General features: G+C 71.5%; 23 protein-coding genes. 9 read left to right on the forward strand and 14 right to left on the reverse strand.

Annotated features, from left to right (window positions below; translation table 11 throughout):
• Positions 1-25: 25 nt before the first annotated feature.
• Both GQQ93_RS07250 and cofD read left to right on the forward strand, forming a co-directional pair.
• Entirely contained in the window at positions 26-1,111 is a 1,086-nt protein-coding gene (locus GQQ93_RS07250; RefSeq protein WP_446680541.1) for a DNA polymerase IV, read from the forward strand.
• A 54-nt stretch (positions 1,112-1,165) separates the two neighbouring features.
• Complete coding sequence (gene cofD, locus GQQ93_RS07255; protein ID WP_157423899.1) at positions 1,166-2,173, forward strand: 2-phospho-L-lactate transferase; 1,008 nt, start codon at positions 1,166-1,168, stop codon at positions 2,171-2,173.
• A 259-nt stretch (positions 2,174-2,432) separates the two neighbouring features.
• Here the strand turns inward: cofD and GQQ93_RS07260 are convergent, their stop codons facing one another.
• Positions 2,433-2,813 (reverse strand): VOC family protein, encoded by a 381-nt coding sequence (locus GQQ93_RS07260; protein WP_157423580.1) that lies wholly within the window; start codon positions 2,811-2,813, stop codon positions 2,433-2,435.
• A gap of 89 nt (positions 2,814-2,902) precedes the next feature.
• On the opposite strand from GQQ93_RS07260, the gene GQQ93_RS07265 reads away from it, so the two are divergent.
• Positions 2,903-3,649, forward strand: a complete 747-nt coding sequence (locus GQQ93_RS07265; protein ID WP_157423581.1) for a TetR/AcrR family transcriptional regulator — start codon at positions 2,903-2,905, stop codon at positions 3,647-3,649.
• 63 nt (positions 3,650-3,712) lie between these two features.
• Here the strand turns inward: GQQ93_RS07265 and GQQ93_RS07270 are convergent, their stop codons facing one another.
• From GQQ93_RS07270 to GQQ93_RS07295, 6 genes are all read right to left on the reverse strand, one after another.
• On the reverse strand, positions 3,713-5,131 hold the full coding sequence (locus GQQ93_RS07270) for a cellulase family glycosylhydrolase (protein ID WP_157423582.1): 1,419 nt from the start codon (positions 5,129-5,131) through the stop codon (positions 3,713-3,715).
• Positions 5,132-5,225: 94 nt separating this feature from the next.
• The gene (locus tag GQQ93_RS07275; RefSeq protein WP_157423583.1) at positions 5,226-5,573 is read right to left on the reverse strand and encodes a hypothetical protein; all 348 of its coding nucleotides are present in this window, start codon (positions 5,571-5,573) and stop codon (positions 5,226-5,228) included.
• On the reverse strand, positions 5,570-6,415 hold the full coding sequence (locus GQQ93_RS07280) for a DODA-type extradiol aromatic ring-opening family dioxygenase (RefSeq protein WP_157423584.1): 846 nt from the start codon (positions 6,413-6,415) through the stop codon (positions 5,570-5,572). The genes GQQ93_RS07275 and GQQ93_RS07280 overlap by 4 nt, the downstream gene beginning before the upstream one ends.
• An 11-nt stretch (positions 6,416-6,426) precedes the next feature.
• Complete coding sequence (locus GQQ93_RS07285) at positions 6,427-7,290, reverse strand: amidohydrolase family protein (RefSeq protein ID WP_157423585.1); 864 nt, start codon at positions 7,288-7,290, stop codon at positions 6,427-6,429.
• Positions 7,287-8,453 (reverse strand): CaiB/BaiF CoA transferase family protein, encoded by a 1,167-nt coding sequence (locus GQQ93_RS07290; RefSeq protein ID WP_157423586.1) that lies wholly within the window; start codon positions 8,451-8,453, stop codon positions 7,287-7,289. The genes GQQ93_RS07285 and GQQ93_RS07290 overlap by 4 nt, the downstream gene beginning before the upstream one ends.
• Positions 8,443-9,462 (reverse strand): alcohol dehydrogenase catalytic domain-containing protein, encoded by a 1,020-nt coding sequence (locus GQQ93_RS07295; RefSeq protein WP_170296148.1) that lies wholly within the window; start codon positions 9,460-9,462, stop codon positions 8,443-8,445. Before GQQ93_RS07295 ends, GQQ93_RS07290 begins: the two co-directional genes overlap by 11 nt.
• Before the next feature lie 262 nt (positions 9,463-9,724).
• On the opposite strand from GQQ93_RS07295, the gene GQQ93_RS07300 reads away from it, so the two are divergent.
• Positions 9,725-10,804, forward strand: coding sequence for an ABC transporter substrate-binding protein (locus GQQ93_RS07300; RefSeq protein ID WP_157423588.1), 1,080 nt, complete (start codon positions 9,725-9,727; stop codon positions 10,802-10,804).
• Positions 10,805-10,891: 87 nt separating this feature from the next.
• On the opposite strand, the gene GQQ93_RS18060 is transcribed toward GQQ93_RS07300, so the two are convergent.
• The 7 genes from GQQ93_RS18060 to GQQ93_RS07335 form a co-directional block, all read right to left on the reverse strand.
• Positions 10,892-11,725, reverse strand: coding sequence for a helix-turn-helix transcriptional regulator (locus tag GQQ93_RS18060; protein ID WP_246192170.1), 834 nt, complete (start codon positions 11,723-11,725; stop codon positions 10,892-10,894).
• A gap of 393 nt (positions 11,726-12,118) precedes the next feature.
• A complete protein-coding gene (locus GQQ93_RS07310) occupies positions 12,119-12,958 on the reverse strand; it encodes an ABC transporter permease (protein WP_157423589.1) in 840 nt (279 codons plus the stop codon).
• A complete protein-coding gene (locus GQQ93_RS07315; RefSeq protein ID WP_157423590.1) occupies positions 12,955-13,788 on the reverse strand; it encodes an ABC transporter permease in 834 nt (277 codons plus the stop codon). The genes GQQ93_RS07310 and GQQ93_RS07315 overlap by 4 nt, the downstream gene beginning before the upstream one ends.
• Positions 13,785-14,624 carry an ABC transporter ATP-binding protein gene (locus tag GQQ93_RS07320; RefSeq protein ID WP_157423591.1) on the reverse strand — a complete coding sequence of 280 codons (840 nt, stop codon included), beginning with the start codon at positions 14,622-14,624 and terminating at the stop codon, positions 13,785-13,787. The genes GQQ93_RS07315 and GQQ93_RS07320 overlap by 4 nt, the downstream gene beginning before the upstream one ends.
• A gap of 99 nt (positions 14,625-14,723) precedes the next feature.
• Positions 14,724-15,716 (reverse strand): LLM class flavin-dependent oxidoreductase, encoded by a 993-nt coding sequence (locus GQQ93_RS07325; protein WP_157423592.1) that lies wholly within the window; start codon positions 15,714-15,716, stop codon positions 14,724-14,726.
• Position 15,717: 1 nt separating this feature from the next.
• Entirely contained in the window at positions 15,718-17,151 is a 1,434-nt protein-coding gene (locus tag GQQ93_RS07330) for a dihydroorotase (RefSeq protein WP_157423593.1), read from the reverse strand.
• The gene (locus GQQ93_RS07335) at positions 17,148-18,125 is read right to left on the reverse strand and encodes an alpha/beta hydrolase (protein ID WP_157423594.1); all 978 of its coding nucleotides are present in this window, start codon (positions 18,123-18,125) and stop codon (positions 17,148-17,150) included. The genes GQQ93_RS07330 and GQQ93_RS07335 overlap by 4 nt, the downstream gene beginning before the upstream one ends.
• 282 nt (positions 18,126-18,407) lie before the next feature.
• On the opposite strand from GQQ93_RS07335, the gene GQQ93_RS07340 reads away from it, so the two are divergent.
• The 5 genes from GQQ93_RS07340 (at position 18,408) to ggt (ending at position 23,853) form a co-directional block, all read left to right on the forward strand.
• On the forward strand, positions 18,408-19,430 hold the full coding sequence (locus tag GQQ93_RS07340; RefSeq protein WP_157423595.1) for a putative F420-0 ABC transporter substrate-binding protein: 1,023 nt from the start codon (positions 18,408-18,410) through the stop codon (positions 19,428-19,430).
• Positions 19,431-19,585: 155 nt separating this feature from the next.
• Positions 19,586-20,587: a putative F420-0 ABC transporter permease subunit gene (locus GQQ93_RS07345; RefSeq protein WP_376862801.1), complete on the forward strand. Its 1,002-nt coding sequence runs from the start codon at positions 19,586-19,588 to the stop codon at positions 20,585-20,587.
• Entirely contained in the window at positions 20,584-21,417 is an 834-nt protein-coding gene (locus GQQ93_RS07350) for an ABC transporter ATP-binding protein (RefSeq protein WP_157423597.1), read from the forward strand. The genes GQQ93_RS07345 and GQQ93_RS07350 overlap by 4 nt, the downstream gene beginning before the upstream one ends.
• 39 nt (positions 21,418-21,456) lie before the next feature.
• Positions 21,457-21,936: a nucleoside/nucleotide kinase family protein gene (locus GQQ93_RS07355; RefSeq protein WP_157423598.1), complete on the forward strand. Its 480-nt coding sequence runs from the start codon at positions 21,457-21,459 to the stop codon at positions 21,934-21,936.
• An 81-nt stretch (positions 21,937-22,017) separates the two neighbouring features.
• The gene (gene ggt, locus GQQ93_RS07360; protein ID WP_157423599.1) at positions 22,018-23,853 is read left to right on the forward strand and encodes a gamma-glutamyltransferase; all 1,836 of its coding nucleotides are present in this window, start codon (positions 22,018-22,020) and stop codon (positions 23,851-23,853) included.
• Positions 23,854-23,882: the final 29 nt, after the last annotated feature.

The following is a 23,882-nucleotide window of genomic DNA, read 5'->3' on the forward strand; positions in this document are numbered from 1 at the left end:
CACCGCCACAGGGCAGACTGGCCCCGTGAGCCAACGCAGCCACGGGTGGGTGCTGCACGTCGATCTCGACCAGTTCATCGCGGCGGTCGAGGTGCTGCGGCGCCCCGAGCTCGCGGGCAAGCCGGTGATCGTCGGCGGCCGGGGCGATCCGAACGAGCGGGCCGTGGTGTCGACGGCCTCGTACGAGGCGCGGGCGTTCGGAGTCGGCTCGGGCATGCCGTTGCGGATCGCGGCCCGCAAGGCACCCGAGGCGATCATCCTGCCGGTCGATCACGAGGCGTACACCGCGGCATCCGATGCGGTGATGGCGACGCTGCGCGCGCAGCCGGGCGCGACGGTGCAGGTGCTCGGTTGGGACGAGGCGTTCGTCGGCGTCGAGACCGACGACGCTGAGGCGTACGCGCGGGCGGTGCAGCGTGCGGTGCTCGAGCGCACCCGGCTGCACTGCAGCGTGGGCATCGGCGACACGCTCGTACGCGCGAAGGTCGCGACGGGCTTCGGCAAGCCGCAGGGCGTGTTCCGGCTGACGGCGGCGAACTGGCTCGAGGTCATGGGCGACCGCCCGACGATCGAGATGTGGGGCATCGGCTCGAAGATCTCGCGGCGCCTGGCCGCGCTCGGCATCACGACGATCGGCGAGCTCGCCGCCGCGAACCCCGAGACCGATGGGCTCGTCGCCGAGTTCGGGCCGCGCATGGGCCCCTGGTACGCGCAGCTCGGCCACGGCGAGGGCGCGCGCGTCGTCGACGACACCCCGTGGGTGGCGCGCGGCCACAGCCGCGAGACCACCTACCAGCACGACCTCACCGAGCCGCCGCAGATCGAGGCCGCGATCCGCGAGTTGGCCGCCCAGGTGCTCGCGGATGTCGCGGCCGAGGGCCGCCCGGTCGTCGGCCTCGCACTCAAGGTGCGGTACGCGCCGTTCATCACGAAGACGTTCACCAAGAAGATCGCCGAGACGGCCGACCATGACGTGGTGCTCGCTCGGATGCTCGAGCTCGCCGGCCGCATCGAGCCCGATCGTCCGGTGCGCCTGCTCGGCCTGCGCGCCGAGATGCGCATGCCCGACGAGGCGCGCGACGGGCACACGCCCACCCGCAGCGGGTGGTGAGCGCCAGGGCGTCGCTCACCCGCTGAGCGCACGGCTAGCGTGGGAGCCGTGAAGATGACGGTGCTCGCCGGCGGAGTCGGCGGTTCGAAGTTCGTGCGGGGCGTCCGCGAGGAGTGCGCGCGGCGGTGGCCGGGTGCCGACGGCAGCGCCGAGGCATCCAGCGCGGAGATCACCGTGGTCGTGAACACCGGCGACGACATCTGGCTGTCGGGCGTGCGCCTCATGCCCGACTTCGACTCGCTGCTCTACGCGCTCGCGGGCGTGAACGACACCGAGCGCGGCTGGGGCCGAGCGGGCGAGACCGAGCGGGTCGCCGCCGAACTGCGCGAGTGGGGCGTCGGCTGGCCGTGGTTCACCCTCGGCGACCTCGACCTCGGTACCCACCTCGCCCGCACGTCGTGGCTGCGCGACGGCCTCACGCCGTCGCAGATCGGCGAACGCCTGCAGCGGCGCTGGCCGCTCGGGGCCCGGCTCATCCCGGCGACCGACACCGAGGTCGACACGTGGGTGCGGGTCGCCGACCCCGAGGCCCCCGGCGGCGAGCGCGAGATGCACTTCCAGGAGTGGTGGACCCGCCACCGCGCCGCCCTGCCCGCGCTCGCGTTCACGCAGCGCAACCTCGACTCGGCGCGGCCGGCGCCCGGCGTCGTCGAGGCGATCGCCGACGCCGACGTCGTGCTCGTGGCGCCCTCGAACCCGGTCGTCTCGATCGGCACGATCCTCGCCATCCCGGGCATCCGCGAGGCGCTCGCGGCCACATCTGCCCCCGTCGTCGGCGTCTCGCCGATCATCGGCGGCAAGGTCGTGCGCGGCATGGCCGACGCCTGCCTGCCGGTCATCGGCGTCGAGACGAGCGCCGAGGGAGTCGGTCGCCACTACGGTGCGCGCGCGGCCGGCGGCCTGCTCGACGCCTGGCTCGTCGACGAGACGGATGCCTCGGCCCTCGCCCCGCTCGCCGACGCCGGCCTCGTCGCGGCCGCCGCCCCGCTGTGGATGCGCGACCTCGACACCTCGGCCGCCCTCGCGGGCGCCGCGCTCGACCTGGCCGCCTCGGTCGCGTAGCCGCTCGGCGTCGGAAACCGTCCCGGCGACCCGCCGGGTCGATCGATCGGCCGACGAGGTTGCGTGTGCCCGGCCCCGGGGGCGGAGGTTCCCCTCCGCGAGAGGTGCGGTCATGTGGTCATGTGGTCGCACCCCAGAAGGGAACCTCGCCGGGCGGGTCGCAGGAGCATCCGACGCGGGTGGCGCGTCGCCTCGGCGCGCCGACCGATTCGTCCTGCGATTCGTCACGACGCCGCGGGCGGCGGCTGAACCGAGCGCGTCAGGCGACCCACTCCACGAGCTGCCAGATGAGTCCGTTCGGGTCGGCGAACTGGCAGTAGCGCTCGCCCCACGGCTCGGTCTCCGGCGCCGTCACGACTCGAGCACCGGCGGCCTCGATGCGCGCGAACTCGTCGTCGAGATGCTCGACGACGAAGACGAGCAAGAGCCCCTGGCCCGCACTCCCGGCGATCTCGGCCGGCTTGAAGGTCGCCAGCCCGGTCGCGAGGAAGATGAGGTTCGAGTTCGACGCGGGGTGCGTGAGCGAGACGAATCCGTCGGCCGCCATCGCCTCCTCGTAGCCGAAGTGGGTCTTGGCGAAGCTCGCCGAGGCTTCGACGTCGGGCACGTTCAGCGAGACGGCGGTCTGGGTGATGTTCATGGAGTCTCCCGTCGATAAATCTCTGTACGTTGTACAGTTCAATGTACAACGTACAGTTATAGCGCCGCTATTCCCGGAGGAGGACCGCATTGCCAGAACCGCTGCTCGACCTCCTCTGGCGCGACCGGGCGGCCGCACCCGTCAGCCGCCGCCGTGGCCCGAAGGCCCGCCACTCGACCACCGATGTCGTGACCCTCGCCATCGACCTCGCCGTCGAGGGCGGGATCGGCGCGGTCACGATCCGAGCACTGGCGCAGAAGCTCGAACTGACGCCGATGTCGGTCTACACGCACGTGAACAGCCGCGACGACCTCCTCGTGCTGATGGCCGATCAGGCGCACGGCAGCATGACGCCGACGCCGTTCGGGCGTTCGACATGGCGAACCCGAGTGCGCCGCGTGGCCGACGACAACCTCGCGCTCCTGAGGGAGCATCCGTGGCTGCTCGACCTCGACGACCCGCGAACCGCCCTCGGGCCCGGCACCATCGCGAAATACGACCGCGAACTGCACGCCTTCGACGGCACCTCGCTCGACGACGTCTCGCGCGACGCGGCACTGACCTTCGTGCTCGACTTCACCCGCGCGACCGCTGCGCGCATCGTGGTGCGGCCCGAGACGGGCGAGTTCAGCGAGCTGTGGGAGCAGTCGGTGGCGGGGCTGGCCGCGTATCTCGGCGACGACCTCCCCCTCGCCCAGCGGGTCGGCCGCGCCGCCGGCGAGGCGATGGGCGGCCCGTACGACGCCGAACGGGCGTGGGAGTTCGGCCTGGCCCGGGTGCTCGCCGGGCTGGCCGATCTCGCGGGCCTCCGCGACGCACCCCCGGCCGCGGAGTAGAACGGCGTCGGGCTCGGGCGATCACCCGAGCCCGGCACCGCGGTTCCTCAGCGCCGCAGTCGCTCAACGCCCGAGCGTCACCGACACCGCCGCCCCCGGCTTCGCCGTGATGCGCAGCGTCTGCTTCTTCTTGTCGTAGTGCGCCTTGCCGCCCGTGATCGTCACCTTGGGCGACGTCGCGTACACCGACGACGGCACCCAGACGTCCGTCGGTCCGCCCGCCGCGGTGTAGCTCAGCGTGTAGGCACCGCTCGCCGCGTCGAAGTGCTCGGCACCGGGCATTCCCGCGATCGCGCGGGCGTAGGGGCCGAACGCGGGTTCGTTGCCGGGTGCGGCGTTGCCCGAGGCATCCATCGCGCAGTAGCCGCCGCCGTCGGCGCGGCACCAGTACCACATGGCCCAGCCGCTCGCGAAGCGCTCCATCGACGCGACCTGCGCGGCGACGAGCGCCGCGTTGCCGGGCGTGCGCGAGTTCGGCACACCCCACTCGCCGACGATCAACGGCATGCGGTTGGCCGTCGGGTACGCCGAGATCGCGGCCTCGTAGTTCACCACGAAGTCGTCGCCCGGCCAGTCGCCGCCCTCTTCGACGCCCGTGTTGTAGAAGTGCGGGGCGTAGCCGAGCTTCGGGTCGTCGAAGGTGCGCAACTGGGTGGGCACGCCGTAGCCGACGAGCACGGTCGGCTCGAGGAAGATCCACGACTCGTCGTCGACCGAGCGGATCGCGCCGATGAGCCGCTCGTACATGTCGCTGATCTTCGTCGACTCCATGCGGGCCGAGGCGGTCACCCAGTCTTCACCCTCTGCGAACTCGCCGAACGGCTCGTTGAAGAGGTCGTAGCCGATGAGGCTGTCATGGCCGCCGAATCGGTCGGCGATCTCGACCCAGAGCTGCTGCTGCGCCGCACGCAGGTCGGCGTCGTCGTAGAGGTGCGTGAAGGCCCGCATGACCGCGGGCTGGAAGTAGTTGTTGAACCAGTTGTCGGGGTCGTCGACGAACGGCAGCCCGTCGGTGCGGGTCGCCCACTCGGGGGCGCCCGAGGCGCCGAACACCGGCCCGTACACGTCCTGGTGCATGTCGAGCATGACGTGCACGCCCTCGCGGTCGGCCGCGTCGAGCACCGACTCGACGTAGTCGAAGTACGCCTCGTCGTACTCGCCCTGCTCGGGCTCGAAGTACTGCCACTGCACGACCAGCCGAAGGAACGTGGCGCCCTGATCGGCCATCGCGGCGACCTCGGCCGGCGTCAGACGGTCGTGCACGTACTTGGCCGCGTTGAACCCGCGCAGCTGCAGCGCCCGACCCTGCTGATCGGTGATGAAGGTTCGGCCGTCGGGCGTGGTGATGCGGTCGGACTTCACCGCTGCGGCCGCCGGCGGCGGTGGCGTCGGCGGGGCCGCCGCGGCGGCCGTCGGGATGGCGAGCGCCGCCGCCGCAGCAAGGGCGAGGCAGGCGGCGGCACGGGGCAGGAAGGAAGGCATCGGCGCTCCTTTGCGCGTCATGGCGACCAGGGTTGCGAGCGAGCCTAGGGGAAGTGGGTCATTTGTCCAAGTAGTTTCTCGAGGCCCTCCCGCCCTACGGGATGTAGTCGACCAGCCCCTGCGGCGCGACCGCCGCACGGTAGCGCTCGACGAGTTCGCGCCAGCCCACCTCGGGCGTGAACTCGTGCGCGTGCACGGCCTCAGTGAAGTGCCACAGGAGATACGGATGCGCGCCGAGCGCGTACAGCGCCGCGTAGTCGCGTGCGGCGAACGCCGCCTGCTCCTCGGCGGTGAGCTCGCGGTCGTCGCTCGCGGCCTCCGCCCCGGCGCCGGCCCCGAGCCATCCCTCGACGTAGCCGGCGGGGTCGTCGACGTAGGCGGCGACCCGCTCGTCGCTCAGCTCGACCCATCGCATGAACTTGTCGACCATGTACTTCGTCATCGCTTGCCCTCCCACAGGAAGAACGGGCTCGACGCGAACCGCGACTCCGCCACGTCGACGAAGTCGGCGGGCCGGCCTCCCATCGCGGCGAGCGCGGCGACCGCGTTGAGGTACTGGTAGGTCATGCAGCCGGCGTCGAGGAGGCGCTCGAAGTCGCTGCACACGCTGACGGCGCCGTCGAGGTCGCCGTCGCGCATCCACGCTGCGGCGGCGCGGTCGAACTCGGGGTCGGGCGAGCCGGCGAAGGTGCGCGGCCCGCCGACGTCGTTCGCCATGTGCCCCGAGGTCAGCAGGGCGACGCGCGCGTCCGAGTCCCACGACGAGATCGCCGAGCGGAGGTGCTCGCCGAGGGCGACGAACCGGCGCACGCTCGGCACGGGCGGCATCGACGCGTTGGTGTGGATCGGCACGACCGGGAGGTCGAGCTCGGGCCTGACGTACTGCAGCGGGATGACGAAGCTGTGGTCGAGTCGCCATTCGAGGCTCACCGAGAGGTCGATCGTCTCGGGCAGGACGGTGCGGCCCGTGAGCTCGTCGGCGAGCTCACGGTGCCCGGTGACCTCGACGTGCTCCATGCCGAAGGTGCGCACCTCGTTCTCCCAGGTGCCGTGGTACGACTCGGCCTTGCCGACGACGAAGGCCGGCGAGTTGTCGTAGAAGAACTGCCGCAGGTGGTCGGTGCCGATCACGACGACCGCGTCGAGCTCGTGTTCGGCGAAGGCCCGCCGGATCCGGGCGAAGCCCGCAGCGACGCCCTGGAGGTCGTCGGGCATCGGGTCGCGCATCGCGCGCCAGAGCAGCGGGTTGTGCGGCGTCGCGGCCGCGAGCACGAGTTCGGCCATGTCGCTCCCTCTCAGATTCCGAACAGCTTGCGGGCGTTGTCGAGCAGGATCTTCTGCCGCGACTCGGGCTTGAACGGCAGCTCGGCGAACTCGTCCATCCACCGGTCGACGGTCATCACGGGCCAGTCCGAGCCGAAGAGCACCCGGTCGGTGATGAGCGAGTCGGCGTAGCGCACGACCTCGGGCGGCAGGTACTTCGGCGCCCAGCCCGAGAGGTCGAGGTAGACGTTCGACTTGTGCCACACCATCGCGAGGTTCTCGAGGTGCCACGGCCAGGCGGGATGCGCACTGATGATCCTGAGCTCGGGGAACTCGGCCGCGACGTCGTCGAGGTACGGGATGGGCCGGGCGTTCTCGAGCCGATACCCGCCGCCGCCGGGGGTGCCGGCCCCTGCGCCCGGGAAGCCCGAGTGGAACATCACGACGAGCCCGAGTTCGGCGCACGCCTCCCAGATCGGGAAGAAGCGGCGGTCGTTCGGCAGGAACTTCTGCCGCGAGGCGTTGAGCTCGCCGACGCCCTTGATGCCGTACTCGCCGTGCATGCGGCGGATCTCGGCGATCGCGGCCTCGCCCTTCCACGGGTCGATGCCCGCGAACGAGAGGAACACGTCGGGGTGGTCGAGCTGCGCGCGCCCGAGCAGGTCGTTCGGCGCGCCCTTGATGCCCGAGGTCGTCTCGGAGTCGGAGTTCACGATGACCGCCATCATCCTGTGCTCGCGGTACTGGTCGGCCTGCTCGGCGAACGAGACCGCGGGGCGCTCGCGCCCGAAGTGCTTCGCCATCTGCTGGTGGCGCTTGCCCATCGCGGCGAGGAACTCCTCGGTCTGCGGGTGGGTGTGCACGTCGATCGCGACGAGCTCGTCGGGGCGGGTCATGCGCGGCTCCCTTCATGTGCCATGGATGCTTCGCCGAGCAGCTCGGCGTCGTGCTCGCCGAGCCCGGGGGCGGCGTGGATCCTCGGGCGCCCGCTGCGGCTGAACCTGGTGCTCGGCACGGGCACCCGCAGGGGCGTGCCCTCGTGCCCGTCGATCTCCTCGACGAGGCCCATCGAGGCGATCTGCGGGTCGTCGAACAGCTCGGCGACCGTGTTGAGGGGTCCGTGGGGGATGTCGTGCGCGGCGAGCCGATCGAGCCAGTGCTGCCGTGGCATCCGCGCCGTGATCGCCTTCAGCAGGGCGTCGAGTGCGTCGTAGTTCGCGACCCGCGCCTCGCGGCTCGCGAAGCGCGGATCCTCAGCGAGCTCGGGGTGCTCGAGCACGTCGAGCAGCCCGGTCCAGAACTTCTCGGGCACCGACATGTGCACGACGAAGGCGCGCCCGTCGGAGCCGCGGCAGGCGTAGGCCTGCGCGCGGCGCGGGCGCGAGTGGGGACCGGCGACCTGGCCGGTCTCGAGGTAGGTCGACGCCGCCTCGGTGAGGAAGTCGATGAGCGAGCCCACCATCGACACCTCGATGTGCTCGCCGTGGCCCGTCGCGTTGCGGGCGTGCAGCGCCGCGAGCACGGCCTGCGCGGCCTGCATGCCCGAGAGCAGGTCGGAGAACGCCGGTCCCAGCGGGCGCAGGATGTGCTCGGGCACCACCTGGCTGTACATGCCGCCGACCGCCGAGATGACGGTGTCGTACGCAGGGCGGGCGGCGTACGGGCCGTCGGCGCCGAAGCCGGTGATCGCGCAGCTCACGAGGCGAGGGTTGCGCTCGCGCAGCACCTCGGGGCCGAAGCCGAGCCGGCGTGCGACGCCCGGCCGGAAGTTCTCGATGAGCACGTCGGCGTCGCCCGCGAGCCGCAGCAGCTCGGCGAGCCCGCGCTCGCTCTTGAGGTCGAGCACGACGGCGCGCTTGCCGCGGTTGTACGCCGCGAACTGCGGGCTCATCGTGCCGCGCCCCTCCCAACGGCGCATGGGGTCGCCGCCCGGCGACTCGACCTTGACGACGTCGGCGCCGAGGTCGGCGAGCAGCTTCGCGGCGTACGGCCCCGAGATGTACTGGCCGAGTTCGATCACGCGGATGCCGGCGAGCGGGCCGGCCTGTTCAGCGGACATCGATGATCACCTTTCCTGGGGGCGAGTCGGCGAAGCCGCGGTAGGCGCGGCCGATCTCGGCGAGGGGGTACCGGGTGCCGATGAGCGGGGTGACGGCGCCCGCCGCCACGAGCTCGAGGGCGCGCCGCACCTGGGCGTAGTCGGCGCTCGCGACCCCGATGAGTCGCTTGCGGCGCAGGTAGAAGTCGAGGGTGTCGAGCTCGAGCGAGCGGTCGGAGACGGCGGCGCAGAACACGGCCCGCCCGCCCCAGGCGAGCGCGGCGACCCCGGCGCCGAGCGTCGGCCCGTTGCCGCTGACGTCGATCACGACGTCGAAGCCGCCCGGATGGCGCTCCGAGAGCTGCGCGCGGAGCGCGGTGGCATCCGTCGCGGCGACGCTCACGACCCCTTCGGGCAGTTCGGATGCCTCGATCACCGAGCGCGACGCGGCGACGACCTCGGCGCCGCGGTGCGCCGCGATGGCGGTGGCGGCCCGGCCGAGCGTGCCGCCCGCACCGGTGACGAGCACGCGCTCGCCCGCGACGACCCCCGCGGTCTCGAGCGCGTTGAGCACGATGGGCACGCTGTGCACCGCGGCGGCCGCGACGGCGGCGGGGATGTCTCCGCGAGCGACGGCGTTCTTCGCGGGCACGGCGACGAACTCGGCCGCACCGCCGTCGCGGTGCACGCCGACGACCGTCTGCGCGGGGCAGTCGGCTTCACGCCCCCGCGCGCAGGCCGCGCAGCCGCCGCACGCGATGTTGGGCTTCACGACGACGGCCTCGCCGAGGCGGGCGGCGTCGACACCGGCGCCGACCGCGACGACGACACCGGCGGGGTCCAGGCCGAGCACGCGCGGCAACTTGGCGGCGGTGCCGGGGCCGCGCCCGGCGATGACGTTGAGGTCGAGCTGATTGACCCCGACGATCTCGACGCGCACGAGCACCTCGCCAGGAGCAGGCGTCGGGTCGGGACGCACGGCGACGGCGAGCCCGTCGACTCCGTGGCTCGAGAGCACCGCTGCACGCACCGTCTGCCTCCATCTCGTCGTCGAGTCGCGGCCGTTTCCGCGAGATCTCCGGAAACGGTATCCATGCCTCGCGTGAACGAGCCAGCGGTTTGCCATGCCCAATCAGCTCTGGGTCATGCCTCTTCGCGGCCCGGCCTCACGTGGCTCTGGACAAAACCATAGACAGTCTCGCTCATTTTGGATACCGTATCCAGCAATTCGCGATGAGGCGAAACGCTCTCCGCGGGAGCCTCAGCGCACCACCCGTCAGGAACGGAGCATCATGCGCAGATCCATCCCCCGATCAGGCCGGGCGGCGATCGCCGCCCTGGCAGCCCTCGCGCTGCTCGCCGGCTGCGCCGCGTCGAGCGGCGCCGGCCCCGCCGAACCCGTCGAGCTCGCCGACGGCGAACCCGGCGCGGCCGAGGACACCGACATCACGGTGGCCATCCCCTTCCCCGACATCACGATGTACTCGATGTACGTGCTCGCGACCGACCTCGGCTACTACGAGGAGGAGGGCCTCACCGTCGAGGTCATCACCGCCGACAACGTCACCGCGGCCGTCGCCTCGGGCAGCGCCGACATCGGCGTCGAGTCGACCGGCACCGTCATCGAGGCGATCCGCGGAGGCGTCGAGGTCGACCTCGTCAGCGGCCACTACTGCCGGCAGAACTTCGACTTCGCCGTGCAGCAGGGCATCGAGGATGCCGCCGACCTCGACGGCACCTCGGTCGTGCTCGCCGGCACTCCCGGCGATCCCGCCGAGTTCCAGCGCAAGCGCGTGCTGATGGAGGAGGGCTGGGACCTCGACACGGTGAACGTCGAGGTCGTCTACCCCGGGCCCGGCTCGGAGTCGTGGACCGAGTTCTTCGTCAACGACAAGATCAGCCTGCAGCCGTTCTACGGCGACGACCGGCCCGCGCTCGAAGAGCACGGCGCCGAGTTCCCCGTCGAGGCGCTGCGCAACTGGGCCAACGACGTGATGGTGTCCGGCAGCGCGTACGCCGCCGAGAACCCCAACACGATGGTGCGGTTCCTGCGCGCGACGCTCAAGGCCACCGACTACATGACGGCGCCCGCGCCCGGCGAGTTCCCCGAGAACGTCGACTCGGTGCTCGACATCTACGAGTCCAACGACTTCGACGTCTCGGCGCTCCGCGGCTCGGACAGCGTCTGGGTGCTCGACGGGCACCTCGCCTGCCAGAACCTGTACTTCGGTGCCGAGGCGTGGGACACGACGATCGAGACCCAGGAGCTCGAGCCCATCGAGTTCGACGAGTCGCAGCTCGTGTACCTCGAGAAGGCGCAGGAGTTGCTCGGCCTCGACAACGAGGGGCCGGCGACGCTGCCCTACCCCTGAGTCGTCGCGAGCTCGTGCTCGCACTCGCCTCGAACCGAGAGCCCCCGCCGCAGCGCATGACGGTGGGGGCTCTCGTGCGCCACCGGGTCAGCGCTCGGCGCCGGCGTCGGCGTGCGCCATCGCGATGAGCTCACTGCGTGACCTCGCATTCAGCTTGCGCAGGATGCTGCTCACGTGAGTCTTCACGGTGGTCTCGGCGACGAACGCACGCTTCGCGATCTCGGCGTTCGACATACCGCTCGCGACGAGGCCGAAAATCTCCCGCTCGCGAGGCGACAACGACTCCGACCCGCCCGCAGGACTGCCGACGAGCAGGGCCTGATTCGTCTCCGCACGGTCGGCTGAGTTCGATGGCGCGCCGGCTCCTTGGTGCGCCGAGCGCGAACCGAGCGCCCACATTCCGAGCGCGACGCAGAGGCAGATCACCGACCAGACGGCGACATCCGGCCACAAGCCGGGCGCGTCCCAGGGCTTGCCGTTGATCGTGCCCCACTCGCCCGACATCGAGAAGCTCGGAAGAGTGAGCAGCGCCGCGACCGCCAACGCCCCGGGGACGACCGCCGCCGCGAGCAGTCGCCGGTTGCGAACCGATGCCGAAGCGGCGAGCAGGTACGGCACGGCGAGCAGGATCAAATAGGCGGTCCAGCCCGTCTGGCTGAGCCGCGCCGGCCAGAACAGCAATTGGCAGACGAGGATGACTCCCAGCAGCCCTAACGCGAGTTGCGGCCTCGACCGGGCGAGCGCGAACACCAGCCCGAAGCCGATCACCGTGAGCGCGGCATACGGAGAACCGACGAAGCTCTCGGTGCGGACCGGCACCGAGGACGCGATGCTCGAGCCCTCGACGATGAACCACCACGCCACGAGCACGACCGCCACCGCGATCTCGCCGACCACCCTGAATCGCCCCATCGTTCGCATGCGGCAAAGCTACGCTCCCCGCCGGGCATCGGGTCCTTGGAGGCCGTCGTTCATACCGAAGGAGGAGGATGAATCTCGGGGTCTTCTCCGCCCGTCGACCAACGGCAGCCCCGGTCGGGGTTCCCGCCGTGACGGGGCGTGGTCATGTGGCGGTGTGGTCGCGATTCGTGTGGTCATGTGGTCATGTGGTCGCCTTCGCTGGAGGGAGTGGCCCAGCCGGAGGTCGGCGGCCACGGCACTCGACAGCGCTGACGCACCGCACCGCACCGCCCTGAGAACACACGCAGAGCCGGCCCCCGTCATCGCGCATGAGACGGAGGCCGGCGGCCTGTGAGAGCTCGGGGTTCGGTGGTCTCGATGCGCTCCTTCGTCGCTACCCGACCGACCTGGCGGTCACGACGCCCCCGCGATCTTGCGGTCGTCGTACCAGGGCGCGAGCCGCCGGCGCAGCGTCGAGATGAGCAGCAGCGTGAGGTTCGCGATGATGACCATCACGATGACCATGGCGATCGCCTCGGCCATCTCGAACTGGTACGCCGCGTACTCGAGCAGGTGCCCGAGGCCGCCGGTGCCGCCGAGGAACTCGCCGAGCACCTCGCCCGTGAAGGCGAGCGCCGCGCCGCGCTGGATGCCCGAGAGGCTGTACGGCAGCGTCGCCGGGAAGATGACCTTCCAGCCCAGCGCGAGGCCGTTCACCCCGTAGACCCGCCCTGCGTTCACGAGCGAGGGGCTCACGGTGACGGCGCCCTCCATCGTGTTGAGGATGATCGGGAACACGGCGAGCAGGAACACCAGCGCGATCTTCGACTCGCTGCCGAGCCCGAGGCCGAGGATGAACAGCGGCGCGAGCGCCACCTTCGGCGTCGAATAGAGCAGCCAGAGGAAGGGCGCGACGGTGAAGCGCAGCACGGGCGACCAGCCGACGGCGAGGCCGACGACGACGCCCACCACGACGGCGAGCACGAGGCCGATCGCGACGTTGCCGAGGCTGTACGCGAACGCCGACCAGAACTCGGGGTCGACCATCAACTGCGCGAAGGATGCCGCGACCGCGGTGGGCGGCGGAAGGAACGCCTCGGGCACGAGGTGCAGCCAGCTGACGGCGGCCTCCCAGACGAGCAGGATGGCGGCGATGACGCCGATGAGGAGCCAGGTCCACTTCGCCTCGTCGCGGCGCACGACCCGGCGGGGCCGCACGATGCGCATGGTCCCCGTCGCACTGGTGACGCTCATCGCCGTCCCTTCCTCGTCCACGGGGCGACCCATCGTTCGACGAGGGTCACGAACTGGGCCATGCCGACGCTCCACGCGACGATGATCGCGATCGCGGCGAAGGCCTGGTCGGTCTGGTACGTGTTGACCGACTTGATGATGAGGGCGCCCATGCCGATGGCCGAGCCCGAGAGCTCGGCGACGACCATGCCGATCGTCGCGAGCACGACCGCCTGCCGGAGGCCCGCGAACAGGAACGGCACCGTCGACGGCAGGTACACCCAACGGTAGAGCTGGGTGCGGCTCGCGCCGTACACGCGCCCCGCGCGGATGATCGACGGGTTCGTGGTGCGCATGCCCGCCGCCACGTTGAGCAGGATGGGGAACAGCGCGCTGATCGCGACGAGGAAGATGACCGGCCCGATGCCGAAGCCGAACCACGCCTTCGCGAGCGGCTGGTAGGCGATCGACGGCGTTGCGTAGATCGTCCACGCGATGGGGCCGACGACGCGGTCGACCGGCAGCGAGGTGCCCATGAGCAGCCCCACCGGGATCGCGATGACCGCGGCCACGACGAAGCCGATGAGCCACGCCTGCAGCGAGATGAGCAGGTTCGGCCAGAGCACCCCGCTCGAGACGAGCTCGACGAAGCCCTGCCAGATCGCCGTGGGCGGCGGCAGGAACACCGGGTTGATCCACCCGAACACCCCGACCACGAGCTGCCAGACGACGAGCATGACGACGACCTCGACGGCGAGCACGCCGGCCTTGCCCGCGGGGCTGAGCCCGGCGAGCCAGGCGCCGACGCCGCCGCGGCCGAGGTTCGGCCCGCTCGCGAGGAAGGTGCTCATTTCGAGACCGCCGCAGCCGTCGCCTCACCCTGCAGCGCCTCCCACAGGTGGTCGCGCAGCTCGAGGAACCGGGGGTCGTGCTGCACGCTGCGCTCCGAGCGCGGGCGCTCGAGGCCGGTCTCGATGACCTCCTTGATCGCGCCGGGGTGGCTCTTGAACACGACGATGCGGTCGCCGAGCAGAATGGCCTCCTCGATCGAGTGCGTGATGAAGAGCACGGTCTTGCCCGTCTTCTGGATGAGCTTGTCGATCTCGTCGCGCATGACCTCGCGCGTGAGCGCGTCGACGGCGCCGAGCGGCTCGTCCATGAGCAGAATGCGCGGTTCGGCGACGAACGCGCGGGCGAGGCCGACGCGCTGCTGCATGCCGCCCGAGAGCTCGCGCGGGTACGACGACTCGAAGCCCGCGAGGCCGACCATCTCGATCGCCTCCTGCACCCGGTCGCGCCAGCCCTCGCCCTTCAGCCCCTTCTGCATCTCGAGGCCGAACTTCACGTTGTCGAAGACGGTGCGCCACGGCAGCAGCGCGTAGTCCTGGAACACGACGGCGCGATCGGGGCCGGGCCCGGTGACGGGCGAGCCGTCGACGAGCACCGTGCCCGTCGACGGCTTCACGAGGCCCGCGACGACGTTCATGAACGTCGTCTTGCCGCAGCCCGACGGCCCGAGCACTGTCACGAACTCGCCCTCGTGCACGTCGAGGTCCACGCCCTCGATCGCGATGAGGCGTTTGCCGGTGCGGGCCACGTCGTACGTCACCGAGAGGTCGCGCACCGAGATCAACGGCGCTGGTGGGGATGCCTCGGGCTCGCCCCGCTGGCCGGTCGTCGTCGTCATTCGTCCTCTCCTCTTCATCGAGTTTCGGGGTGGTGCGGTCGAGCAGTGCTGCCGGTCGAGGAGCGGGACTTCGCTCGCTCCTCGACCGGCAAGCCAGGGTCAGGCCGCGGCCTGGCCCTGGCGGAACTTCGGCAGCACCTCGGTGCCGAGCAGCTCGATCTGCTCGAAGAACCGGTCGAACTTGAACCGGAAGTCGAACACGAGGTGCTCGACGCCCGTCGCCTCGAACTTGCGGATCTCCTCGACGGCCTGCTCGGGGTCGCCGACGATGAGCTGGCCCTCGAGGTCCTCGACGGTCTCGAAGCTGCCCGACTCGGGCTTGACGGTGAACCGCGCCTTGTTCGCCCAGGCGAGCAGGCCCGGGATGTTCACGTGCTTCAGGGCCTCTTCGCGGGTGTCCTCGATGGAGGTGGGCGGAATCACGGCGACCGTCGGCATGGGGCGGCCCGAGGCATCCGTCATGTCGCGCATCGTGGCGATGCGCTTCTCCATGGTGCGCAGCGAGATGCGTCCCGGCATCCAGCCGTCGGCGTACTCGGCCGCGAGGCGGGCCGAGGCCGGCGTCGCACCGCAGTACCAGAAGGGGATGCGCCCACCGACGGGCTTCGGCTCGATCGTGACGTTCTCGAACGAGAAGATGCCGTCGTCGTAGGTGACGTCGTTCTCGGTGAAGACCCGCTTCAGGATCTCGGCGTTCGACCGCACCATCTCGACGCGGTTGAGGTCGCCCCAGCCGACGGCCTCGAACTCGTGGTCGAAGGTGCCGGCGCCGAAGCCGAGGATGAGGCGGGGCCCGACGAGCTGCGTGATCGTGCCGGCCATGAGCGCCGTCACGAGCGGGTGGCGGAACGGGATGAGCGAGCCCGTGCCGAGCTCGAGCTTCTCGGTGACGGCGCCGATCGCGGTGAGCGTCGTGAGCGCGTCGTAGAAGGTGCGGTTCGGCTTCTCCATCTCGCCGTGCGGCTCGAACACCAGGTGGTCGCGCACCCAGACCGAGTCGAAGCCCTTCTCCTCGGCGAGCTTCGAGCCCTCGAGCAGCTTCTCGCGACTCGCCTCTTCGCCGAAGTGGGGCAGCAGCAATCCGAACTTCATTTCAGTTCCCTTCCGCGGCCGAAGCGACCGCCACAGCGGCCTGCGCCGCCGATCCGTCGGCCCGAGCGGCCGCGAGCTTCCCGTCACCGGGCTTGCCGACGACGACGCCGTCGGCGTAGACCTCCCGGCCGCGCACGAGGGTGCGCTCGATCCGGGCGGAGATGGTGCGGCCGTCGTACGGGGTCCAGCCGATCTTCGATAGCACGTCGTCGTTCGTGATGGTCCACTCGTGGGCCGGGTCGGCGATCACGATGTCGGCGTCGGCGCCGACCTCGAGCGCGCCCTTGACGCCGGCGAGCCCGAACTTCTCGGCGGGGATGCGGGCGACCATGTCGACCGCGCGCTCGAGGGTCAGCTCGCCGCGGTTCACGGCGTCGAGCATGAGCTCGTAGTAGTACTGGATACCCGGCGTGCCGGTGTGGGCGCTCCACATCTCGGTCCAGCCGATCTCCTTCTCCTCGCGCGTGTGCGGCGCGTGGTCGGAGCTCGCGATGTCGATGGTGCCGTCGCGCATGCCCTCCCAGACGGCGGCGCGGTTGTCGTCGGGCACCCAGTAGCTCAGCGCGTACGGCCCGAGCGTCTCGACGTCGTTCCAGGTGGAGAGGAACGGCGCCCAGTGGTTCACCTCGCAGGTCACGTCGACGCCGGCGGCCTTCGCGCGGCGCACCGCGTCGATCGAGCGGCGCGTCTGGATGTGCGCGATGTGCACGGGGCATCCTGATGCCTCGGCGAGCCGAAGCACGACGTCGATCGCCGTGTCCCAGATGACGCCCTCGCGGGCCGCGTACGCCGAGGCGTAGCCCTGCGGCGTGTTCTCGCCGCGGGCGAGCACCTCGCCCTCGATGTAGTCCATGAGCGCCTGGTCGTGCGGGTGCACGATGAAGCGCTTGCCGGTGGTGGCGATGCGGTCCATGATCTGCAGCAGGTGGCCGTGGTCGTGGGTGCCGGTGCCGGCCGGGTGCGGGTAGGTGCGCCCCGTGTCGACGACCATGTAGATCTTGTAGGCGCAGATGCCCATCTCGGCCATCGGCACGATGTCGTCGAACTTCGTCGGCGCCGGGTTGTGGTTCCAGTCGACGATCGAGCTCGCGGCGTAACGGTCGAACACGTCGCGCAGGGTCGTCACGTCGACGGTCGGCGGGTTGAGGTTCGGCATGCCGAACATCGTCGTCACGCCGCCGGCGGCCGCCTGCCGCGAGGTGGTGAGGATGTCGTCCTTGTGCTCGTAGCCGGGCTCGCGGGTGTGCACGTGCACGTCGACCATGCCGGGCAGCACGAGACGGCCGGATGCGTCGAGCTCGCGTGCCGCCGCGACCTCGACGCCGGGCGCGACGAGGCCGGCGATGCGCCCGTCGTCGCCGACGAGCAGGTCGGCCGCGACCGGGCCGCTCGGGGTGACGACGATGCCGCCCGAGATTCTGAGGTCGATGCTCATCGCACGGCCTCCAGACGCGTTGCTTCCATGGGTGCCTCCAGGCGTTCTGCGGTCTCGCCCTGACCGGGCGAGCGGGTGGTGCGGACCTCGACGTCGCTCGGCCGCACGTAGCGGTCGAGCCAGTCGACGATCAGCGGGGTGGTCTCGGTCCAATAGCGGTCGTAGGCCGCGTAGTGGGTGGTGTGCCGCTGCATGACGAGCTGCTTCGGCCCGCGCGCGGCGGCGTAGAGCTGCTCGGCGTGGTCGGTGGGCGTGGTCGCGTCGCCCTCGACGCCGATCACGAGCAGCGGGGTCTCGAGGCGGGCGGCGGCGTCGATCGGCCGGTACGCGAGGATCTCCTCGGCGCACGAGAGCGGGATGGCGCTCGGGATCTTGTCGTCGACGTCGGCCTTGATGTTCGTGGCCCGGCGCTCGGGGGTCGGCACCATGATCTCCTCGCGGGGGTGCACGAGCCGGCCTGCGCCGGTGGTGACGCGCAGGCGCCGGTCCTCCTCGAGGCCCGCGAGGAAGGCGAGCCACTCGTGCTCCTGGCGCATGCGGTGCAGCCAGTCGGTGCCGTCGGCGACGGGCACCTGGCTCACGGCGGCCTTGACGCGCGGGTCTGCGTCGGCGAGCAGCACGGCGTTGCCGCCGCCCGTGCCGCCGGTGCCGAAGACGCCGATGGCGTCGGCGACGACGTCGTCGCGGGTCGTCAGGTAGGTGACGGCGTTCACGAGGTCCTGCAGCTGCCGGTTCGGCGAGAGGATGCCCCGGTCACCGCCCGAGTCGCCGAAGCCGCGGTAGTCGAAGACGAGCACGGCGAATCCGGCGGCCGTGAGCGCCTCGTGGTAGCGCACGTAGAGCTTGGCGTCCTTCAGTCCCAGCCAGCCCGGGCCCTGCACGATCGCGCGGTACGGGCCGGGGGCGTCGGGTGTGCGCCAGATCGCGGCGATGCGATCGCCCTCGCTGTGGAACTCGACCTCGGTGTGCTTCATTCTGCGGGTCCTCCCGGATCTCGACGCTGCGTTGCGTGCGGGCCCGGTACGGCGGGCGAACCGTCGCCCCGACCCGATTCGAATCACTCGATTCGGGCCCGCGAGGCCATCATCACTTATTCTGGATCCAGAATCCAGTATTGATTCGAAACTCGCTCCGGGGCTATGCTGGCGACGACCACCGGGCTCGATTTGCCCGGTCGTGGTGGCCCGGGATTGGGCCGCGAGTCGCCGACTTCGTCGGAGTTGCACCCTGCACCCTTTCCCGGAGGAACTCTGCCCATGCGCACCCACGTCACCCGCCCCCTGCTCGCCGTCGCCGCCCTCGGCGCCACCGCCGCCGTCGCCCTGCTCGCCGGATGCGCGGGACCAGCGGGCGCCGACCCCGCCGCCGATTCCGCCGCGAACGGCGCCGGCACCGAGGCATCCGCGTACCCGCTCACGATCGACAACTGCGGCACCGAGGTGACCTTCGACGCCGCCCCCGAGCGCGTCGTCACCGTGAAGTCGTCGACCCTCGAGCTCATGCTCGCGCTCGGCCTCGAAGACCGGATCGTCGGCACCGCGTTCAGCGACGGCCCCGTGCCGTCGGAATACGCCGACGCCGCGGCCGACCTCGAGGTGCTGAGCGACAAGGTGCCCTCGCAGGAGGCGACGCTCGCCGTCGAGCCCGAGCTGATCTACGCCGGCTGGGAGTCGAACCTCTCGGCCGAGGGCGCCGGCGAGCGCGACTCGCTCGCCTCGCTCGGCGTCGCGAGCTACGTCGCCCCCGCCGCCTGCAAGGGCGAGGGCTACATGCCCGACCCGCTGACCTTCGACGAGGTGTTCCGCGAGTTCGACGAGGCCGGTGCGATCTTCGGCGTGCCCGAGCGCGCCGCCGAACTCGTCGCCGCGCAGCGCGAGGCACTCGACGCGATCTCGCCCTCGGAGGCCGGGTTCACCGCGCTCTGGTACTCGTCGGGCGACGACCAGCCCTTCGTGGGCGCCGGCATCGGCGCACCGCAGATGATCATGGATGCCGCGGGGCTCGACAACGTCGCCGCCGACGTGCACGACACCTGGACGGCGATGTCGTGGGAGGCCGTCGTCGAGGCGAACCCCGACGTCATCGTGCTCGTCGACGCCCCGTGGAACACCGCCGACGCGAAGATCGCCGCCCTCTCCTCGAACCCCGCGACCGCCGACCTGCCCGCCGTGCAGGGCGAGCGCTACGTGGTCGTCGACTTCCCGTCGACCGAGGCGGGCGTGCGCAACGTCGACGCCGTGGCCTCGATCGTCGACCAGCTGGACGCACTGGAGGGCTGATGACCGCGCCTGCCGCCCGCGGCGCCGCGCCTGCTGCCCCGGGCACCGATCGCCGAGTCGCCGAAAACTGCCCTTCCCCCGCCGGGGAAGGACGGAATTCGGCGACTCGATCGGGTGGCGCGGCCCGCACGCTCCTGTGGGGCGTCGGGCTCGGGGTGGCGCTCGCCGTCTCGATCGTCGTCGCCGTCACGATCGGACCCGCGGCGCTCTCGCCGGCCGACGTGCTCGCCAGCGTCGCCGCGCACCTCGGGTTCGGCGAGGCGACGCTCTCGCCGCTCCGCGACGGCATCGTCTGGCAGCTGCGCATGCCGCGGGTGCTCACCGCCGCCGCGGTCGGTGCGGGCCTCGCGCTGTGCGGCGCGGTGCTGCAGGCCGTCACCCGCAACCCGCTCGCCGACCCGTACCTGCTCGGTCTCTCGTCGGGCGCCTCGGTCGGGGCGGTCGTCGTGCTGGTGCTCGGGTGGTCGCTCGTGCTGCCGCTCGCCGCCTTCACCGGCGCGATCGTCGCCCTGCTCGCCACCATCGGGCTGGCGCTCGGCGCCGGACGGGCGGGCGGTGCCGCCGGCGCGACCGGCGCCCGCCTCTCACCGACGGCGACCGTGCTCGCCGGCATCGCCGTGTCGAGCGTGTTCGGCGCGATCACGAGCCTCGTCATCTTCTGGAGCGCGACGAACGACAGCTACCGCGAGATCCTCAACTGGCTGCTCGGCTCGCTCTCGGGCACCGACTGGGTGTCGGTCGCGATCGCGGGCGGCGCGTTCCTGCTCGTCGGGATGCCGCTGCTCGCGAGCGCCCGCACCCTCGACGCCTTCGCGGTCGGCGAGTCGGGGGCCGCGGCGCTCGGTGTGAACGTCGCCCGCAGCCGCGTGCTGCTGCTCGGCGGCACCGCCCTGCTCACCGGCGCGCTCGTCTCGGTGAGCGGCTCGATCGGGTTCGTCGGGCTCGTGCTGCCGCACGCCGTGCGGCTCGTGACCGGTCCGGGCCACCGGGCGCTGCTGCCCCTGTCGGCCCTCGCGGGCGCGATCTTCCTCGTCTGGGCCGACACGGGGGCCCGCACGCTGTTCGACCCGCGCGAGCTGCCCGTCGGCATCCTCACCGCCCTCATCGGCGGCCCGGTGTTCGCCTGGCTGCTGCTGCGCCGAAGGAGCCTCGCATGAGCCTCGACCTCTCCCGGGTGCGGTTCGACCGCGCCGGACGCACGATCATCGACGGGGTCGACGCGACCCTGCCGAGCGGCGCGCTCACCGCGCTCGTCGGACCGAACGGCGCGGGCAAGTCGACGCTCCTGCACCTCATCGCCGCGATCGAGCGCGCCGACGCGGGCGAGCTGCACTTCGACGGGCGCTCGGTGCCCGGGATGCGTCGGCGCGATCGCGCCCGTCTCGTCGCCCTCGCCGAGCAGCAGGCCGAGGTGGACCCGCAGCTCGGCGTGCTGGCGGCGGTGCTCATCGGGCGCACCCCGCACCTCGGGGCCTTCGCCGCGGCCGGCGAGCACGACCGGGCCGTCGCCGAGCGCTCGCTCGAGGCGGTCGGCGCCCGCGAGTTCGCGGCGCGCCCGATCGGGTCGCTCTCGGGCGGCGAGCGCCAGCGCGTGACCCTCGCCCGTGCCCTCGCCCAGGAGCCCGAACTGCTGCTCGTCGACGAGCCAACGAACCACCTCGACCTCGCGGCCCAGCTGACCGCGCTCGAGTTGCTCGCGGGCCTCGCGCGCGACGGGCTCACGGTCGTCGCCGCGCTGCACGATCTCTCGCACGCGGCGGCGTACGCCGACCACGTGATCGTGCTCAGCGCCGGGCGGGTGGTCGTCGCGGGCGACCCGCGCGAGGTGTTCACGGCCGAACTCGTCGAACGGGTCTACGGCGTGCGGGCCCAGGTCGTCGAGCACCCGCTGACGGGCCGACCGCTCATCGCGGTCGCCGCGCCCGCGGCCTCGTCGCTCGCACCGGCGGCCGTCGCTGAGGCCGCACTGACCGAGACCAGGGCCTGAGCTCGGGCGCGTGCCTCCGCGCGGGCGTAGCATCGGGGCATGTCACCGACCCAGTCCGGCCCGCTGCCGACGATCGAATGGGTGGCCGAGGAGTTCCTGCACAACGCCCGCCGCGGGCGGCGTCTTGTCGCCGTCGAGGGGGCCGACCCCGTGGCATCCGCCCGCTTCGCCGATGAGCTCGCTGCCGCGATCACCGCGCGCGGCCCGAGCGTCGTTCGTCGTAGCCTCGGCGCGGTCGACGAGTCGCAACTGCGCACCGGGCTGATCGACCCCTTCCGCGCAGATACGCTCCCGGGCGCCGAGGGCGGCGACGTCGTGCTCGTCGCCGACGGCCGGCACCTGCTCGACGACGCGGTGCGCGGCGTGTGGCACTTCTCGGTGTGGACACTGGCCGGCGACGAACTGCCCCATTCCGGGGCATCCGTCATCGTCGACGTCAGCGACCCCGAGGCGCCGACCCGCTTCTACTACGACTTCTGCGCGATCCCATCGAGCGTGAACCGACCCGGCCTGCACTGAGCGCGAGGGGGTTGCCGCGCACGCGACCCGGGTCTACGGTGAGCACCGAACGGGCAGGTGTCACCACTTCGGGGGGTCTCCATGGTCAACGTCGACCGCGGCCGCGCCAGTGCGCGCCGCAGCATCATCGCCATCGCCACCGCCGTCTCGCTCGCGGCGTTCGCGGCACCGACGGCCGCCTCGGCCGACAATGCCGCGGCGGCGAGCACCGCCGTCACCGGACGACCCGCACCACCCGCACCGGCCACTTCGACCGGGTTCGGCGGGGCGGTCTCCTCGGTGGATGCCTCGGCCAGCGCGGTCGGGCTCGAAGTGCTGCGCGACGGGGGCAACGCGGTCGACGCCGCCGTCGCCACCGCAGCCGCGCTCGGCGTGACCGAACCGTACAGCGCCGGCATCGGCGGCGGCGGATACTTCGTGCACTTCGATGCCGAGACGGGCGAGGTGACGACGATCGACGGCCGAGAGACCGCGCCCGCCGCGATGCCGAGCGATGCGTTCATCGACCCGGCGACCGGTGCCCCCTACGCCTTCGCCTCCGCGGTGTCGTCGGGGCTCTCGGTCGGCGTGCCCGGCACCCTCGCGACGTGGGAGGCTGCGCTCGACGAGCTCGGCACGACGTCGTTGCGCGAGGCCCTGCAGCCGGCGATCCTGCTCGCGACGAAGGGGTTCGTCGTCGATCAGACGTTCCGCGACCAGACGCTCGCGAACCAGGCGCGGTTCGCCGCCTTCCCCGACACGGCCGAGCTCTTCCTTCCCGACGGCGATGCCCCGAAGGTGGGCAGCGTCTTCAAGAACCTCGACCTCGCACGCACCATGCGTCAGATCGCGCTCGGCGGCACCGGCGTGTTCTACCAGGGGGCACTCGCCGACGAGATCGCCGCGGTCGCGCAGGCGCCGATCGTCGATCCCGATGCGACACTGCCCGCATACCCGGGATACCTCACCGCCGACGACCTCGCCGACTACGAGGTGCTCGAACAGGATCCGACGCACGTGCAGTACCGCGGGCTCGACGTCTACGGCATGGCGCCGTCGTCGTCGGGCGGAACGACCGTCGGCGAGTCGCTCAACATCCTCGAGAACTTCGACCTCGGCACCGACCCGGTGCAGGCGCTGCACCTCTACTTCGAGGCCACCGCGCATGCCTTCGCCGATCGCAACGCCTATGTCGGCGACCCGGCGTTCGTCGACGTGCCGACGTCGACCCTGCTCAGCCAAGGGTTCGCCGACGCGCGCGCCTGCGTGATCGATCCGGATGCCGCGTCGGTGAAGCCCGTTGCGCCCGCACCGCTCTCCGCGGCCGGTTGCGAGACCGCCGCGCTCGAGGAGCCCGCCGACACCGAGAACGTCTCGACGACGCATCTCTCGGTCGTCGACCGGTGGGGCGACGCCGTGGCGTACACGCTCACGATCGAGCAGACCGGCGGCTCGGGCATGACGGTGCCCGGGCGCGGATTCCTGCTCAACAACGAGCTCACCGACTTCAGCTTCGTGCCGAACCCGGCCGACCCGAACACCGTCGAGCCGGGCAAGCGCCCGCGCTCCTCGATGTCGCCCACCATCGTGCTCGACGACGGCGAGGTGCGCTTCGTCGTCGGCTCGCCCGGCGGCTCGATGATCATCACGACGGTGACCCAGGTGCTCGTGAACCGCATCGACCTCGGCATGACACTGCCCGAGGCCGTCGCCGCCCCGCGCGCCTCGCAGCGCAACACCGCCGCGGTCGCGGCCGAGCCGGCGTTCAGAGCGGCGTACGAGGTTGCGCTCACGGCATACGGTCATACATTCTCGACCTCGTCCGAGATCGGCGCCGTCGCAGCGATCGAGGTCGACGCCGACGGTCTCATGACCGCAGTCGCCGAGCCGGTTCGACGCGGCGGCGGTACGGGGCTGGTGGCCGAGCCGGCCGAGTGAGTCTCGGCGCGGCTTCGTGCGGCGAAACT

It is taken from the genome of Agromyces lapidis (genome assembly GCF_009749405.1).
In the GTDB taxonomy this organism is placed as follows: domain Bacteria; phylum Actinomycetota; class Actinomycetes; order Actinomycetales; family Microbacteriaceae; genus Agromyces; species Agromyces lapidis.

Bases quoted from the DNA above. Each gene is read 5' to 3' on its own strand.
- cofD (WP_157423899.1), top strand. From the start codon at position 1,166: ATGACGGTGCTCGCCGGCGGAGTCGGCGGTTCGAAGTTCGTGCGGGGC.
- GQQ93_RS07260 (WP_157423580.1), bottom strand. From the start codon at position 2,813: ATGAACATCACCCAGACCGCCGTCTCGCTGAACGTGCCCGACGTCGAA.
- GQQ93_RS07270 (WP_157423582.1), bottom strand. From the start codon at position 5,131: ATGCCTTCCTTCCTGCCCCGTGCCGCCGCCTGCCTCGCCCTTGCTGCG.
- GQQ93_RS07275 (WP_157423583.1), bottom strand. From the start codon at position 5,573: ATGACGAAGTACATGGTCGACAAGTTCATGCGATGGGTCGAGCTGAGC.
- GQQ93_RS07280 (WP_157423584.1), bottom strand. From the start codon at position 6,415: ATGGCCGAACTCGTGCTCGCGGCCGCGACGCCGCACAACCCGCTGCTC.
- GQQ93_RS07285 (WP_157423585.1), bottom strand. From the start codon at position 7,290: ATGACCCGCCCCGACGAGCTCGTCGCGATCGACGTGCACACCCACCCG.
- GQQ93_RS07290 (WP_157423586.1), bottom strand. From the start codon at position 8,453: ATGTCCGCTGAACAGGCCGGCCCGCTCGCCGGCATCCGCGTGATCGAA.
- GQQ93_RS07300 (WP_157423588.1), top strand. From the start codon at position 9,725: ATGCGCAGATCCATCCCCCGATCAGGCCGGGCGGCGATCGCCGCCCTG.
- GQQ93_RS18060 (WP_246192170.1), bottom strand. From the start codon at position 11,725: ATGCGAACGATGGGGCGATTCAGGGTGGTCGGCGAGATCGCGGTGGCG.
- GQQ93_RS07310 (WP_157423589.1), bottom strand. From the start codon at position 12,958: ATGAGCGTCACCAGTGCGACGGGGACCATGCGCATCGTGCGGCCCCGC.
- GQQ93_RS07315 (WP_157423590.1), bottom strand. From the start codon at position 13,788: ATGAGCACCTTCCTCGCGAGCGGGCCGAACCTCGGCCGCGGCGGCGTC.
- GQQ93_RS07320 (WP_157423591.1), bottom strand. From the start codon at position 14,624: ATGACGACGACGACCGGCCAGCGGGGCGAGCCCGAGGCATCCCCACCA.
- GQQ93_RS07325 (WP_157423592.1), bottom strand. From the start codon at position 15,716: ATGAAGTTCGGATTGCTGCTGCCCCACTTCGGCGAAGAGGCGAGTCGC.
- GQQ93_RS07330 (WP_157423593.1), bottom strand. From the start codon at position 17,151: ATGAGCATCGACCTCAGAATCTCGGGCGGCATCGTCGTCACCCCGAGC.
- GQQ93_RS07335 (WP_157423594.1), bottom strand. From the start codon at position 18,125: ATGAAGCACACCGAGGTCGAGTTCCACAGCGAGGGCGATCGCATCGCC.
- GQQ93_RS07340 (WP_157423595.1), top strand. From the start codon at position 18,408: ATGCGCACCCACGTCACCCGCCCCCTGCTCGCCGTCGCCGCCCTCGGC.
- GQQ93_RS07350 (WP_157423597.1), top strand. From the start codon at position 20,584: ATGAGCCTCGACCTCTCCCGGGTGCGGTTCGACCGCGCCGGACGCACG.
- GQQ93_RS07355 (WP_157423598.1), top strand. From the start codon at position 21,457: ATGTCACCGACCCAGTCCGGCCCGCTGCCGACGATCGAATGGGTGGCC.
- ggt (WP_157423599.1), top strand. From the start codon at position 22,018: ATGGTCAACGTCGACCGCGGCCGCGCCAGTGCGCGCCGCAGCATCATC.